This window comes from Vibrio splendidus 12E03, assembly GCF_000272105.2.
GTDB lineage: Bacteria > Pseudomonadota > Gammaproteobacteria > Enterobacterales > Vibrionaceae > Vibrio > Vibrio splendidus_I.
Window position 1 is genome coordinate 53351 of record NZ_AJZD02000279.1, and the last position, 14745, is coordinate 68095.

The following is a 14745-nucleotide window of genomic DNA, read 5'->3' on the forward strand; positions in this document are numbered from 1 at the left end:
GTTGATCCTAGTTAGAAGCGAGTGCGGAAGGTCATCCATGTGTTGTTATCCGTATCGCCACTCAAAATAATGACATTGTCATCATTCACTCGATAACCGAGCTGCATTTCAGTCGAAAACTCGCGAGTGTGCTCACCGTCTAGTCCATAAACGTACTGAGGTGCGAGCTGTAGGTAGAATTGCGGGGCAAATTCGTATTTCAGATAGTTGGTGCTGCTAATGATTTGTGTGTCTTCGAACTGTTGATTCTCTTCCCATATTTTTCCGTAGGTGAGCGCGCTGTAGAGTTTCACTTTATCGCTCAACTCAAACACCTGCATCACACCTGCCGAAGCATAATTGGAGGTGAATTCGTCATTGGAAAAGTCGTGCCCAGCATCAACAAATAACCCCGTGCCTGTGCGTTTGTTAGGGGTAAAAAAGCGAGCGCGATAGTTTTCAAAGTTATTTTTCCCTTCTAGCTTACCCAACACACCCCAATCGCCACGATTCACACCAAATTGGAAAGTAGCCCCAAGCCCTTTATTGCCCGCGGTAAGTTCACCTCCCGTATAAACGGCCATTGGATCAGCAATATCACTGACGTGTTCTTCTTGAGCGGAAGCAGAAAAAGCAAAGGGGATGAGCGCAAAGATAGAAAGTGTAAAAGAGGAGAAAATGCCCGCGAGCAGACGTAACGGTTTCTTCATATTGTTGTCCGGTAGTAAAGTGCGCTTGTTACGGCGCACCTTGTATTAGTCGTATTTGGCATTAGTCAGTAGCGACTGACTTGTCTGCCATACCTATACCACCTGCTTTTTGTCTTGGTGGAAACGCTTTTAGAGATTTTTGATACTCCGCCGCCGCTTTTTGCAGCTTTGGTAATACCCAAGATTTCTCTTTCATCCATAGGAACCAACCACGGGTATCAGGGCTACGCTCATACGGGTCGGCTTTGATGTTCACCAACATACCCAGTGGCCATGCTTCTGGTGGTGCAATCCACTCTGTCTTGGTTTTTAGGTGCACTTTCCAATCATCAACACGGAACGCATTCAGGTCTTGTTCGTTGTAGAAGAAGAATTCATGACGCTGGCTTGGCTCGCCTTTGGTCAACATATCCAGTTGGTTGTAGCCATCAAGGTGAGCTTGGTACTGTTGACCATTAAGCTCTTTACCCTTCAGCAGGTCTTGCTTAAGCTCGGTGTCACCCACAGCAGCCATGATGGTTGGTACCCAGTCTTCAGATGTCATGAAGCCATCGGTGTATTCACCTTGAGGAATTTTATCTGGCCAGCTAACCAGCATTGGTACACGGAATCCGCCATCCCAAGTCGTACCCTTTTGTCCTCTGAATGAGGCAGAGCCAGAGTCCGGCCAGTGATCTAGGTTTACGCCATTGTCAGACGTAAAGAGAATGATGGTGTTGTCAATTTCGCCCAAGTCTTCAAGCTTATCGAGCAACACACCGATTTGGTCATCAAGTTCGATCAAGCCATCGTAATAGATATTGATTTGGCTCGCGCCTTGGTACACCGGGCGAACGTGCGTTTTTTGGTGCATGCGCGTTGGGTTGTACCACATGAAGTAAGGCTGTTCGTCTTTCTCAGCTTCATGCTTATCAAGCCATTTCATAGCAAAGTCTAGGAACTCGCCATCGATTGTCTGCATACGCTTCGCACCGAGCGTGCCTTTGTCTTCAATGGTCTGTTTACCGACAACACCAAACCTTGGATCTTCTTTCATATCCACCGTCTCAGTTGCCACAGTGTGAAGCACATTACGAGGGCGACTTCTGAAATTCGGATCTTTAGGAAACTCTGGCTGCTCTGGCATTTCCATCACGTTGAGGTGATAAAGGAAACCGAAGAACTCATCAAAGCCGTGCACAGTTGGAAGGTGGCTATTGTTGTCGCCTAAGTGGCTTTTACCGACGTGGACAGTCGCATAGCCTTTGTCCTTCAACATTTCAGCTAGGGTTGGATCTTCTTTTTGAAGGCCAAGGGATGAGCCCGGCTGGCCAACAGACGTTAAGCCCGTTCGGAATGGATATTGCCCCGTGATAAAGGCAGAGCGCCCTGCAGTCGAGCTGCCTTGTGCATAGTAATCACTGATCATCATGCCGCGATCAGCAATTCGGTCAATGTTCGGCGTATCCACCGCCCCTAAGCCACGGTGGTAGGCTGAGAGATCGGTTGGGCTCACATCATCGAGCATGATGGCAACCACATTGGGTTGGCTCGCTGCATGTACATTAACGCTCGCCAGCACAGAGAGCGCCAGAGCGGATTTAACAAAAGACTTATACATTTATAACCCTCATTGACTATGAGTAAATCGCTGAAGTCACATGGGAAATTGTGTCTATCTCAGCGAACCGTTGTTGAAATAAATGGTATAAGAAAGACGCTAAAAATAGCTTGATAGCCACTATTACGATTCTTAATAGTGGCTTGTTAGAAAAGGGCGTTATTTAGAGGAAATAATGCCGTGAAGCTAAGACTGAATGATCGATGTGATTTCTTTCTGCAGCCAATCGGTGAACGGGTTATTGCGGTTTGCTTGATGAGTAAACAGTGCCAATTCTCGACGATACGTGTCTTTCAACAGTTCCGGCGGTAAATCGATACAGCGATAAGAATCATCAAGTAAATAACGACATTTCGACGATGTCACATAGATGAAGTCGCTGTCCTTAACAATCTCTAGCATCAAATTCATATTGTTGCTTCTGAGCCCGATGTGTTTATCTAGGTCGTATTTTTTGATTAACATTTCAGTCTTTGATGGCTGAATGTAACCAGGGATCATATTGATACAGAGCGGGTACTTCAGAATATCTTCAAGGGCATTGCCTTGAACTGGGTGATCAGCCCTTAGCACCAGCATAAACTTATCAAAGCCAACAGGCCGCTCAGTCAGCGTTTTATTGACTTCCATAGGAAGATAACTCACTCCCCAGCACATGCGATTGGTCTCTAGAGACTGGACGCCATTGCCTAACCAAGGTGAACATTGGAAAGTGACTTGCGGTGCTTCTTTGGTGAGCTTTTTGATTAATGGCACACCCACTGGAATCAACAATGGAGAAGGCAACATGATTTGAACCTCCCCTCTTAAATCTTCCAAGCCCCACTCATCATTGGGTATGTAAAGGTTATCTAGCTGCTCTAATAACAGAGGCAAGGTTTCGATGAGCTTCAAGCATTTTGGGGTGGGTTCAAGCCTTGCTTTATCTCTAACAAACAATTCATCATCAAATTGTTCTCTGAGCTTACGAAGCATGACACTGATCGTCGGCTGACTTACGTTTAAGGCTTTTGCTGCGCTTACCGTTTGGCGAGTTTCATTGAGCACCAAAATAAGCCGCAGTAAGTTTAGATCTCTGGTCATGCCCGACTCCAATTGATTTAGAAAAGTGGAAAATACGCTGGCGAATACCCTTTTTTCATCGCTTCTACCATTGGCAATAATTTGGGTAATGCGTGACGAAAAAACATCTCATACCCTTGGCACAAATGATTCATCGCGCTGCCATCTTCGGTTGTTGCTATTCTATTCTTAGGGCAGCCACCTTGGCAAAGCTCAACAAAATCACAACGTCGACAAGTGCTGTTTAACTCATCATATTTGTTGGTGCCAAACGCTATTTGTTCTGGCGAGCTCGCCATAGTCGCAAGCTTATCACTGTTCATGGTGCCCAATTGATGATCTTGATACCCATAATGGTCACAACTATAAACATTGCCGTCATGCTCAACCATTAATTGCTGCCCACAAGTCGCGCTGTGATGGCACATTTGGCTTTGGTAACCCATCAACACCATTAAACAGTTTTCAAAAAACTGGATATACACTTTACCGACATCATTGGCGCTCCATGCATCAAACAAGTCGCAAAGAAATTGCCCCCATTGCTCTCCCGTTAACGACCAATCATGCCCTGTTCGTCTGTCTAACTCATGATCGATACAAGGTTGAAACTGCATGTAACCACTGCCATTTTCAACCAAAAACTGATAAATCGTTTTACCGTATTTGTAGGTTTTATTGTTCACGACCGTTAACGTATTAAAATCAACATTGTGCTTCTTAAGGTAAGACACCCCACGCATTGTGCGTTCAAAAGACGACTCGCCATTTTTGTCGATCCGAGCGATGTCATTCAGAATATTGGGCCCGTCGATACTGATGCCCATCATGAAATTGTGTTTAGCAAAGAAACTCGCCCAACGATCGTTAATCATGGTTCCATTGGTCTGCATCGTATTCACGACGCGCTTTTGCGTCGCTTTGCGTGCCTGTACTTTCATCGCTGTTTCATAGAAATCGAGCCCTCTTAACATAGGCTCGCCACCATGCCAGATAAAGTCCACTTGCTGATCTTTCATTGGCTGCGCGTCGATATGAGCACCGACAATTTGCTCCATCATGTCCAGAGACATCGAAGACCTTTTGTCGCCATCTTGTCTATTGAGGTAATAGCAGTAGCTACAATCCAGATTGCACTGAGCCCCTTCGGCTTTAATGAATAAGCTAAAAGGATGAGTTGATGTATTCATATTGATTCCCGTACTTTTTTGTCAACATATCAACCGCAAATCAATCAAACAATAGCGCCTCAGTCGCCCTATTAACACACGCTATACAAGCGCCTTTCTACTTCAAAAAAACATCAAACAAAGCAATGAGTTAAATAACAAAAATAGCGTATTAACATCCTTAATATCGGCTATTACACTCCTTAATCTCACTTACTCATATGATAAATGCCTAACTCTGTTCCTACGATCTAAGGTGTTCCATGAGAAAGCTGCTCTATAAGAAAAGTGTACTGACCAGTTTAGTGTGTTCTTTGTCCAGTATTATCGCGATGCCATCCCTTGCCCAACAATCTATTAATCCTGAAGAAGAGCTCGCTTACAACTTAGGTGTTCAAGCGTTTATCTACGGTACGGGTCCATTAACCGTGGCGGCGGTTAGGCAAACAACCACATCGGTTGACGCGCCGATGGACAACGCCATGGCACCATTGAATGAGATGGGTAAGACACGTGTTCTATCTGGGCCTCAGGATAGAATTGTGCCTACTGTCAACAACGATACGCTCTACTCACAAGCTCACTACGATCTCGATTTGTCGGGCCCGATGGTGATTGATATTCCTCGCACCGATAACCGCTATTACATTGTTCAGTTATTGGATGCTTACTCGGATTCGATTGAAGATCTGCACGTGAAGAATGTCGGCGACCAAGGATCCAAAGTACTTTTGGTTAACAAAGGATGGGCTGGTGAAGTGCCAGAGGGAATTGATCGCGTCGTAGAATCTCGCACACCTATGGTTTGGTTGATTCAACGAACGGGCGTGTTTGGCGAGCAAGATCTCAATGACGCACTGGTTACTCACGATAAATTCCTCAGCTACCCACTCGATCAACTCGGCGCAGCGCATGACATCGTAGAACTCAAAGCTTCGACAGGTCGTATACCACCCATGGCGAGACCTGAAGGATTAGAGTGGTATTCGCTAATTGACCATGAGTTACGTAAAAATCCGATTCCAGAAGATGCTGCCATCGTTGATCAGTTCCAACAAATTGGTATTGGAGGAGCGACTCCCTTTGACCCGGACGCGCTAACTTCAGCACAGAAAAAAGGGCTAATGCGCGCGATTGACTCTTCGCAACAGATCATTCAATACGCAGGTCGAAGCATCGGTGATGTCAATAATGGCTGGTCGATGATGTACGAGGGAGGCCGCTACGGAAATGACTACCTGAGCCGAGCGAGCATCAATATGCGTGCGGCTGGTTTGAATGTGCCAGAGCGAGCTCTTTATCCAAATCGATACACGGACTCGAATGGCGAGCAACTGTCGGGAGACAATCAATATCGAATGACCATGCCTGCCGATGCACCCGCTGATGCCTTTTGGTCGTTGACCATGTATGACGCTAAAAACCTATTCATGGTTGAAAACTTCATTCAACGCTACTCCATCTCAACCAATCGTAAAGATGAACTGAAATACGCAGAAGACGGCACCTTGCCAATATGTATTCAATACGTAAAACCGTCCGATCCAACGTGTAACTGGCTACCAGCACCTCAAGATGACTTCTATCTTCACATGCGCCTGTATGAGCCAACTCAAGCCGTTCTCGACAATGAATATCCACTGCCACAAGTTGAAAAGCTCTAGCCTCAATTAGGTTAATTACGTCGATTAATCCAACTAAGGCAATGAAGTCGATCAAGTCAATTGCCACGGCGTTCTTAGTGTTCGCTCGTGGCAATGACTTCTCTCTCTAAGAGCATGGCTCGAACGGCTAGAAACATCACCCAAATTACTGGAAACATAACTCATACACTGAAAATGAGGTTTTACTCTTGAAAGCACATTTCATCACACTGTCCCTGTTGGTAACAGGGATAGTCAGCTCTCTTGCTCACGCGGGAGGGTTAAACCTATCTCAGATTGCGACAACCAAAAGCGTTGGTACGGCCGGCGCAGGAAACGTAACCGCGAACGATGCATCAGCAGTGATCACCAACGCTGCAGGGTTATCGGCCATTGAAGAAAGCGCTTGGATTCTCGGCGTTCAATACCTCGATGTTGAAACCACTTTTGTTCGTGATGACAACTCGGCTTCGACCACAGGAAGCGGCGCCGATGTTCTCCCTCACTTGTCTTACGCATCAAGGCTTAATGACCAATGGGTCGTTGGCGCAGCATTGCACGCAGCAGGCGGCACTGGCGTTGAATACTCACACGGCGTTGGCGCGCACCCTGCTTTATTGATCAAAGAAAATAGCATTTCCGCACTCAACTTAACGTCCTCATTGTCGTATCAAGTTAGCGAACAACTGTCTCTTGGTGGTTCTTTGATATTGCAGCACGCTGCGCTTGAAACTCAAGCTTTGAACGGTCGCGAACTTCAAGGGGATAGCCTTGATCTAGGGTTCGGCCTGAGTCTCAATCACCACATCAGTGACAACACACAATTGGGTGTCAGTTATCAGGGCCAATTTGATCACGACCTTTCCCTTGATAACGCCAACGCTTTTGGAATTAGCTCTGAATTGACGTGGGTTCGAAGCTTAAACTTAGGGTTGAAGCATTCATTAAATGAAGATTTAAACCTTCTACTCAGCTCCAACATGGAGACTTGGCAAGATTATGATGACAAATACTCAACCACCTACTCTCTTGGGGTTGGTGTGGAATACGCCTATGAGGATTGGTTGCTGTACAGCGGACTGAGCGGTGACACGAGCCCTGTAAGCAGTCAAAACAGGGATGTGTTGCTCCCGCTCGATAAACAGTGGCGTATCGGATTCGGCGCTGAGAAGAAGATATCCAATGACTTACATCTAGGGTTGAGCTACCAATACCAAGATCTAGGCCATGGTGAAATTAATGCGGATTCAGGACTATTTCAGCCTTCTGGCAGCTATTCGACCAACAGAGTTCACTTCATCACTTTGTCTCTTCGCCATTAAAGCGAACTCTTAAGCGCTCCATTTTAGCTTCTAGCTTCTAGCTTCTAGCTTCTAGCTTCTAGCAGGAAACGGTACAAAAAAGGATTGTCTGTGAGAGCAATCCTTTTAAATTTATGAATATCATTCCGCTAACCAGAAAGGCCCTAACACCCTTTACGCTCATGGTAATAGTCGTTATTGTGATTCTCTACGTCATCATCACAAGGACTGGCTGAGAGTTAGAACAGCACGATTGAAACTATTCTGGGGCACCGCTCCATTCGTCAATATACAAATCAACCGATTGAAAAAGCACAACTTGATGTGATTATTCAGGCCGGTCTTGCCGCGTCATCATCCAGTTTACTGCAGGCTGTTTCTATCGTGAGAGTGACCGACAAAGAGAAGCGCAAACTGTTAGCCGAATACGCTGGCAATCAAGCTTACGTTGAGAACGCGGCTGAGTTTTTGGTGTTCTGTATCGACTATCAACGTCACGCTCAAATCAACCCTGAAGTGAAAACTGACTTTACTGAACTGACCCTGATTGGCGCGGTAGACTCTGGCATCATGGCGCAAAACTGCATGCTGGCTGCTGAGTCTCTAGGTCTGGGTGGCGTGTACATTGGCGGGCTGCGTAACAGCGCACAACAAGTCGATGAACTGTTAGCACTACCACAACACACCGCCGTGTTGTTTGGCATGTGTTTAGGTCACCCGGCACAACAACCTGAGGTTAAGCCTCGCCTTCCTGCTCACGTGGTGATGCATGAAAACCAATATCAGCCACTGAGCCTAGATGAAATTGCTAGCTACGATGATTCAATGCAAAGCTACTATGCAAACCGTTCAAGCAATCAGAAGCAGAGCAGTTGGTCACAACAGATCACGCAGAAGCTGTCTGGCGAATCTCGACCGCACATTCTGCCTTACTTGAACAGTAAGCAGCTGACCAAGCGATAGATCTAGAATCTCTCTGAAGACGAAAGATATTCGATGAGAGGACTCCGTTTTCGTCATCACAAACAAAAATGTCAGCGTTCGATACGCTGACATTTTTCATTTCTATGGTGTAAATATCTTACAAGTATTTCTCAATCGGTAACAACTGAAGGAAGCCTGACTGCATTCGTTCCCACTTACCGGTTTCTGGTTCGCTGTCCCAACTTTGTTCACCTGAATACCAATACACGTCTCCGTCTTCGAGTTCCAAACGCCAGCTGTTGTCTTCATTCATCGCTTGTTCAATGGTTTCAGCTAACGTTTCAGCAATCTCTTTATTCTCGATGATCAAAACCGATTCAGTATTGAGATAAGTAGAGCGCAAGTTGAAGTTAAATGAACCAATACTCGCGATGCTGCGGTCAAATACGACAGATTTAGCATGCAAGCCATAGGCCGTCTCGGGCGCACATTTGGACACATCTTGAGTCGATGCTTCACACAACTTGGAGTCTGGTTTTAGCTCAAACAGGTCGATGCCATGATCTAACATGTCGTAACGTCTGCCCGCATAGGCAGAGTGATTAGTCACCAAATCATTAGACGCCATAGAGTTAGTTAGCGCTTTTATTTCAACGCCCTTATTGTTCAATACCTGCCACTCTTCAAGCTGGCCGTCATCGAATACAAGGTAAGCCGATTCCAACAAGATCTCTTGTTTCGATTCACTTGCTAGCTGTCCTAACAGAACCGCGGTCGCTTTCGGTTGATCAGTATTATCGGAATCGACGGGCACAGGACGATCGTAAGCAAAACGAGCATTAACCCAAGTCATCTCGTCAAGAACCTCTTTCAACAGGCTATCTGCCGCTTCACGATTTAGTGGTAACTCTGGATAGTTTTTGTATTGTGGAACGGTTATATCATCAATCGTCGAGAGATCAGGTTGTTCGTCATCACCCAACATATCGACAGGGTAAGACCAACGACTGCTCCAGTATTCAACAAAACTGGTTTGGATGGTGTTAACTACCGAGCCCATGACTAATACATCGCGGTCTCGGAAATTGATTTCATCAGAAAGGTCGAAGTATTCATCACCAATATTACGCCCGCCAACTACAGACAAAGTGCCATCTACGGTAAACGACTTATTGTGCATACGGCGGTTTAAGCGAGAGAAGTCGCCAAGGAAACTTAGCCATTTACTGAAGCCACGGCGTGTAGGTGTTGGATTGAATATTCTAATCTCAACATTCGGGTGTGCATCCAATGCCGATAATAACCCTTCGCGCTCATTGAGGTTGATATCATCTAGCATCACCCGCACCTTAACGCCGCGATCAGCCGCTGCTAATAAACGGCTGGCTAGGTATCTGCCCGATTCGTCAGAGTTCCAAATGTAGTATTGAATATCAATGGTGTGCTCTGCACTTTCAACTAATGCCAATCGCTGCGCTAAAGCATCCCAACCGGATTCTTGTAAACGAACAGCGCTAGTCGCTTGCTCTGATACGGGTTGATATTCGTCCGCTAAAACCGATAAAGTGCTTGGTCCATAAGAGGGGTAAGGTTCTGCGGGATGGTCGATGCCTTCAGGTAGCGAAGAACAGCCGCCAAGAATAGCGACGAATAATAAGGTTAAGCTGATGCGTTGGAGCACAGGCATGTGTCTGACTTCCTTTTCACGATAACGTCTTTAGAAACTCTCCCGACAGCTTTGCGACTCACAAGCTGTTCAGGGCTATTCATTGATTATTACTGCTAAAGCCTGAGATTTATAGGTAATTATCCAGTATAAGCAAAACTTAGCGACTTCATCGTAGGGAACAGAGCACCAAAGTCCCCAATTTACACATCAATCTTTGCTACAAGATCACGATGATTTCAATTGCTCGATAGCCAAACAATAGAGAGCTAGCGGCTTTCTCACCATATCAACCGTAATCTCTGTTCTGTCTGGGTTACAGTTCAATGCAAGTGCATAACCGTGTAAATAGTCCACCAGTAAATGAAGCGCATCTTCGGTTTGTTCTGATGTGATATTCAGCGGATTCACTACCGCGGCAAAGCGCTCACCAAACACCTCGACAGGCCCAAGCGATTTCATCGTCAGCAAAGTTTCTAATAGCCCACGGTAGTCGTTCAACACCGACAGGTAGCTCACGCTAAGCTGATAAAGGTTCTCTTGCCACACTTGGTTATGCTCAGGCAGTGCCACTTCACCTACTAATGAAACAGTGATCGACTCCAATAGATCATTTTTGTTTTTGAAGTAATGGTATATCGCCATCGCATCGACGCCGAGCTCTGTGGCTAACCCTCTGATACTCGGCACTTTACCACGTTCCCGCATCATGCTCTTTGCCGTATCTAAGATCTTTTCTGCACTTAGTTGGCTTGATCCACTCTTTGGTCGACCTCGCTTTTGATCCTTGACAGTCATAACACCACCTCTTAAACTTAATTTCTACACTGTAGAATATTTTAATTTAATACAACGTAAATGCCAAGTTCCAGTTCAATTTCGGAGTTAACAATGTCAAATATTGTCTTTATCGGTACTAGTCTTGATGGTTTTATTGCAGACAAAAAAGGTGGTCTAGATTGGCTACAAGCAATTCCAAACCCAGAGGGTGATGACATGGGGTACAACGCCCATATCGATCGTATTGATGCTTTGGTAATGGGCCGAAATACAATGGATATGGTGTTGAGCTTCGGTATTGATTGGCCTTACACAAAGCCTGTTTATGTATTGAGTAACACGTTGACGGAAGTACCTAAGGAACTCGAAGGTAAAGTGTTCTTGATAAAGGGTGAGCTCACTCAGATCGTCGGAGACCTAAACAGCAAAGGCCTTAACAATCTGTATATTGATGGCGGTGTTACCATTCAAAACTTCCTGAAAGAAGACTTGATTGATGAGCTGATCATCTCGACGATTCCGATCGTTCTTGGTGGTGGTTCTCCATTATTTGGTGACTTAGTCTCTCCTCTCAGCTTTACACTGAAAGGTGTCACGACTTACCTTGATCAAATCGTAACTACTCATTATTTACGTAAGCGTTAAACTAATCTCCATATAAAGGGAATGTAACGATCAACACTGAAAACAGTGTTCACGCTGCATAACCTTTATAGCCCCTACTAAAAACTCCACTAAAGTAGTACCATTTATCGTATCTCATTCTTAATGGTATCTAGGTCTTATAAAGCTTTTAGTCGATCGCACTGGTGAACAGTTTTTAGAAATTCTGGAAGAATCAGGAGACAAACTGACGGTTCAGTTCATTACCAAGGAAGAGCTCGATAACATTGACGATTTTGATGCGTGGGCGGGCGGTTTTTAAACACTCTTTACCTACGCCGAGTAGCACATAATTCCTAAGTTATTATCAATTATTTTTTGAAAATAATTCAAATGTAGCACTGTTTATCGTTTCAAATATTCCTACTATTATTTATCCATCGACACAGACTGCAGCTCAATGAACAAAGAGTGGCGCTGTATACACAGACAAATCACCATTTCGGTGAAAAATAATATAGGTACGAACATGACGCAACTAACTATCGTCGCAAACATCGTCGCTAACGAAGACAAAATTGAATTGGTTAAAGCAGAGCTGCTAAAGCTGATTGATATTACTCGCGCTGAAGAAGGTTGCATCAACTACGACCTTCACCAAGATAATGAAAACCCAGCACATTTCACTTTCTACGAAAACTGGACGTCTCGTGAACTTTGGCAAACACACATGGGTAATACTCACCTTGCTGAATACATGGCAGCTACCGAAGGCAGTGTTACGTCATTTACACTTAACGAGATGACTAAGATCGCTTAAGTACAGTTTCATAGTCTGTTACTAGAAATCACACTGACAAGCTATCGAATTCGATTTCAAAGCCCCGCTGCACGTCAGCGGAGCTTTTTCATTTAAGCGGATATCGTCAGTCTGCCTTAGTTAGAGCTTCAAACGGGGCTGAATAAAGTCAATAAACGCCGAGATACGTTTAGAGACCGATGACGACTTGTAGTAAACCGCATTCACTCGCTCTCGGTCTGTGTTGGCAAGTTTGTCTTGTTCCAGAATAGGGATTAGCCGACCCGCAGCCATATCTTCCTGCACCATAAACCCCGATAAACAAGCTATCCCATTTCCAGCTAATACCAGTTGACGCACCGTTTCACCATTGCTGGCTGTCACAGTCGGCGCGACATCACTTTGGTTTGGTAAAGGCCAATGGTTAAGCACTTTGTTACCCGCAAATCCCACAATTTGATGCGAGCTCAAATCTTCAGGTTTGGTGGGTAGCCCACGCTTAGCGAGATAATCAGGTGACGCCACAATATGGAGTAAGCTTTTGCCTAACGGGCGAGCGTGCAGTGTTGAATCGGACAGCTTACCGATTCGAATCGCAACATCAGTTCTCTTTTCCAGAAGATCAACGAAGCCTTCGTTGGAAGTGAGTTCCAATTCAATGTCTGGGTAAGCCTCTTTGAATGACTGCACCAACGGCACTAACTGGTGAAATACGAATGGACTGGCGGCATCGACTCTTAAACGACCTTTTGGCAACTCACCGCGCGACACGATTTCTTCTTCCGCGCTCTGGATCATCTGTAATCCCACCCTGACTGAATCGACAAACTGCCGCCCTTCCTCCGTCAATTCCACGCGTCTCGTTGTTCGGTTGAATATTGAGACACCGAGTTGCGACTCAACCTTACTCACCGAACGAGATACCTTGGCGACCTGCACATCCAACGCCTCTGCCGCCGCAGAAAAACCACCAGCATCGACAACGGTGAGTACCATTTCTAAATCATCTGAACGGGTTAACATGAGGCTCCTTCGCTATCTTCATTTTGTTTAATGTCATCTCGCTTGTGCTCATCACAGCTCAAATCATCTGTGTCTTTTCGATCTCATCAGCTTAATCCAATGATCGGTTAACTCTTCAATTATTGCATATTTAACAAAGGTTATTTGTTAATAGCATCATTTATCACAAATATATATTGCTAGATAATCCTCGCCATCAAACGAAGCGCTCCTATTGCAGTCGCAAGCTGCCCCATTTTATCGCGCTCGGTATTTAACAAAGAACAGTAAGAGAGATGATTATGCCATTAGCATTACTTGCATTGACGCTCAGCGCCTTTGCCATCGGAACCACAGAATTTGTCATCGTAGGCTTGATTCCTACCATGGCGAGCGACTTGAATGTATCTCTGCCATCGGCAGGCCTATTAGTCAGTTTATACGCACTTGGCGTTGCTATTGGCGCACCAGTATTAACGGCATTAACCGGAAAGTGGAATCGTAAAGCGGTATTGCTAACCGTGATGGCATTGTTTGTCATTGGTAACTTATTGGCGTGGCAAGCTCCAGGCTATAACACGCTGATCGCCGCACGAATTTTGACCGGCCTCGCCCATGGCGTGTTCTTCTCGATTGGATCGACCATCGCGACAGGTTTGGTTTCAAAAGATAAAGCAGCCAGTGCCATTGCGATCATGTTTACGGGTTTAACGGTTGCATTGGTAACTGGAGTACCACTGGGCACTTATATCGGCCAAACCTTTGGATGGCAAGCGACCTTCTTGATCGTTGCTCTGCTTGGTCTTATTGCTCTTATCGGTAGCGCTATCTTGGTTCCAAGCAACCTTAAGCAACCACCAGCGGCGAAGATTTCGGCACAACTAAAGGTTCTAACTCAACCACGCTTGCTGTTGGTTTACGCCATCACAGCACTAGGTTATGGAGGCACATTCACAGCGTTTACTTTCCTTGCTCCAATACTGGAAAATGTATCAGGATTTGATTCGAGCTCAATCAGCTTAATCATGTTGGTTTACGGTGTGTCAGTGGCAGTAGGTAACATCTGGGGCGGCAAAATGGCCGACAAGATGGGCCCAATCAAAGCACTGACCGTTATCTTCTCTGGTTTAGCCGCAGTACTGGTGGTATTCAACTTTACCGCAGTAAACCCTTACGCAGCTGTTGCTACCATTTTGGTTTGGGGTGCATTCGCATTCGGCAACGTTCCGGGGCTACAAGTGTATGTTGTGAAACTGGCTGAGAAATACACACCAGACGCAGTCGATGTCGCTTCTGGGTTGAACATTGCAGCCTTCAACGTAGGTATTGCATTGGGCTCCTGGGGTGGTGGTTTGATTGTCGCGAAATCTGGATTAATGAACACCCCTTGGGTAGGTGCTGTGATTGTTTTGATCGCTCTTATTCTGACTCGATTCAGTGGTGCGTTAGATAAGAAGCAAACACAACAAGCAGTTCCATCTAGTATCTAGTATCTAGTATCTAGTAT

At 45.5% G+C, this 14745-nt stretch carries 13 protein-coding genes; 6 read left to right on the plus strand and 7 right to left on the minus strand.

Annotated elements, in window-relative coordinates:
• Positions 1-11: 11 nt before the first annotated feature.
• The 4 genes from A142_RS17640 to A142_RS17655 form a co-directional block, all read right to left on the minus strand.
• Positions 12-689, minus strand: coding sequence for a hypothetical protein (locus A142_RS17640; RefSeq protein ID WP_019827056.1), 678 nt, complete (start codon positions 687-689; stop codon positions 12-14).
• Positions 690-750: 61 nt separating this feature from the next.
• Positions 751-2289: a sulfatase-like hydrolase/transferase gene (locus A142_RS17645; RefSeq protein WP_019827057.1), complete on the minus strand. Its 1539-nt coding sequence runs from the start codon at positions 2287-2289 to the stop codon at positions 751-753.
• Positions 2290-2475: 186 nt separating this feature from the next.
• A complete protein-coding gene (locus A142_RS17650) occupies positions 2476-3372 on the minus strand; it encodes a LysR family transcriptional regulator (protein ID WP_019827058.1) in 897 nt (298 codons plus the stop codon).
• A gap of 17 nt (positions 3373-3389) precedes the next feature.
• The gene (locus A142_RS17655) at positions 3390-4541 is read right to left on the minus strand and encodes an anaerobic sulfatase maturase (protein ID WP_032545646.1); all 1152 of its coding nucleotides are present in this window, start codon (positions 4539-4541) and stop codon (positions 3390-3392) included.
• Positions 4542-4783: 242 nt separating this feature from the next.
• Between A142_RS17655 and A142_RS17660 the strand changes: the two genes are divergently transcribed.
• The 3 genes from A142_RS17660 to nfsA all read left to right on the plus strand — a co-directional run bounded on the left by A142_RS17660 (position 4784) and on the right by nfsA (position 8427).
• Positions 4784-6184 carry a DUF1254 domain-containing protein gene (locus tag A142_RS17660; protein ID WP_019827061.1) on the plus strand — a complete coding sequence of 467 codons (1401 nt, stop codon included), beginning with the start codon at positions 4784-4786 and terminating at the stop codon, positions 6182-6184.
• A 188-nt stretch (positions 6185-6372) separates the two neighbouring features.
• Positions 6373-7485 (plus strand): OmpP1/FadL family transporter, encoded by a 1113-nt coding sequence (locus tag A142_RS17665; RefSeq protein ID WP_019827063.1) that lies wholly within the window; start codon positions 6373-6375, stop codon positions 7483-7485.
• Between the two features lie 231 nt (positions 7486-7716).
• Positions 7717-8427: an oxygen-insensitive NADPH nitroreductase gene (gene nfsA / locus A142_RS17670; RefSeq protein WP_029405759.1), complete on the plus strand. Its 711-nt coding sequence runs from the start codon at positions 7717-7719 to the stop codon at positions 8425-8427.
• 118 nt (positions 8428-8545) lie between these two features.
• Here the strand turns inward: nfsA and A142_RS17675 are convergent, their stop codons facing one another.
• Positions 8546-10075 carry a phospholipase D family protein gene (locus A142_RS17675; RefSeq protein WP_019827067.1) on the minus strand — a complete coding sequence of 510 codons (1530 nt, stop codon included), beginning with the start codon at positions 10073-10075 and terminating at the stop codon, positions 8546-8548.
• A gap of 207 nt (positions 10076-10282) precedes the next feature.
• Positions 10283-10852, minus strand: coding sequence for a TetR/AcrR family transcriptional regulator (locus A142_RS17680; protein WP_019827069.1), 570 nt, complete (start codon positions 10850-10852; stop codon positions 10283-10285).
• Between the two features lie 60 nt (positions 10853-10912).
• On the opposite strand from A142_RS17680, the gene A142_RS17685 reads away from it, so the two are divergent.
• Complete coding sequence (locus A142_RS17685) at positions 10913-11479, plus strand: dihydrofolate reductase family protein (protein ID WP_019827071.1); 567 nt, start codon at positions 10913-10915, stop codon at positions 11477-11479.
• Positions 11480-11966: 487 nt separating this feature from the next.
• Entirely contained in the window at positions 11967-12257 is a 291-nt protein-coding gene (locus A142_RS17690) for a putative quinol monooxygenase (protein WP_017062386.1), read from the plus strand.
• A gap of 120 nt (positions 12258-12377) precedes the next feature.
• Here the strand turns inward: A142_RS17690 and A142_RS17695 are convergent, their stop codons facing one another.
• On the minus strand, positions 12378-13259 hold the full coding sequence (locus A142_RS17695) for a LysR family transcriptional regulator (protein ID WP_019827078.1): 882 nt from the start codon (positions 13257-13259) through the stop codon (positions 12378-12380).
• A 281-nt stretch (positions 13260-13540) separates the two neighbouring features.
• On the opposite strand from A142_RS17695, the gene A142_RS17700 reads away from it, so the two are divergent.
• Complete coding sequence (locus A142_RS17700) at positions 13541-14728, plus strand: MFS transporter (protein ID WP_029405761.1); 1188 nt, start codon at positions 13541-13543, stop codon at positions 14726-14728.
• Positions 14729-14745: the final 17 nt, after the last annotated feature.

Bases quoted from the DNA above. Each gene is read 5' to 3' on its own strand.
- A142_RS17640 (WP_019827056.1), bottom strand. From the start codon at position 689: ATGAAGAAACCGTTACGTCTGCTCGCGGGCATTTTCTCCTCTTTTACA.
- A142_RS17645 (WP_019827057.1), bottom strand. From the start codon at position 2,289: ATGTATAAGTCTTTTGTTAAATCCGCTCTGGCGCTCTCTGTGCTGGCG.
- A142_RS17650 (WP_019827058.1), bottom strand. From the start codon at position 3,372: ATGACCAGAGATCTAAACTTACTGCGGCTTATTTTGGTGCTCAATGAA.
- A142_RS17655 (WP_032545646.1), bottom strand. From the start codon at position 4,541: ATGAATACATCAACTCATCCTTTTAGCTTATTCATTAAAGCCGAAGGG.
- A142_RS17660 (WP_019827061.1), top strand. From the start codon at position 4,784: ATGAGAAAGCTGCTCTATAAGAAAAGTGTACTGACCAGTTTAGTGTGT.
- A142_RS17675 (WP_019827067.1), bottom strand. From the start codon at position 10,075: ATGCCTGTGCTCCAACGCATCAGCTTAACCTTATTATTCGTCGCTATT.
- A142_RS17680 (WP_019827069.1), bottom strand. From the start codon at position 10,852: ATGACTGTCAAGGATCAAAAGCGAGGTCGACCAAAGAGTGGATCAAGC.
- A142_RS17685 (WP_019827071.1), top strand. From the start codon at position 10,913: ATGCCAAGTTCCAGTTCAATTTCGGAGTTAACAATGTCAAATATTGTC.
- A142_RS17690 (WP_017062386.1), top strand. From the start codon at position 11,967: ATGACGCAACTAACTATCGTCGCAAACATCGTCGCTAACGAAGACAAA.
- A142_RS17695 (WP_019827078.1), bottom strand. From the start codon at position 13,259: ATGTTAACCCGTTCAGATGATTTAGAAATGGTACTCACCGTTGTCGAT.
- A142_RS17700 (WP_029405761.1), top strand. From the start codon at position 13,541: ATGCCATTAGCATTACTTGCATTGACGCTCAGCGCCTTTGCCATCGGA.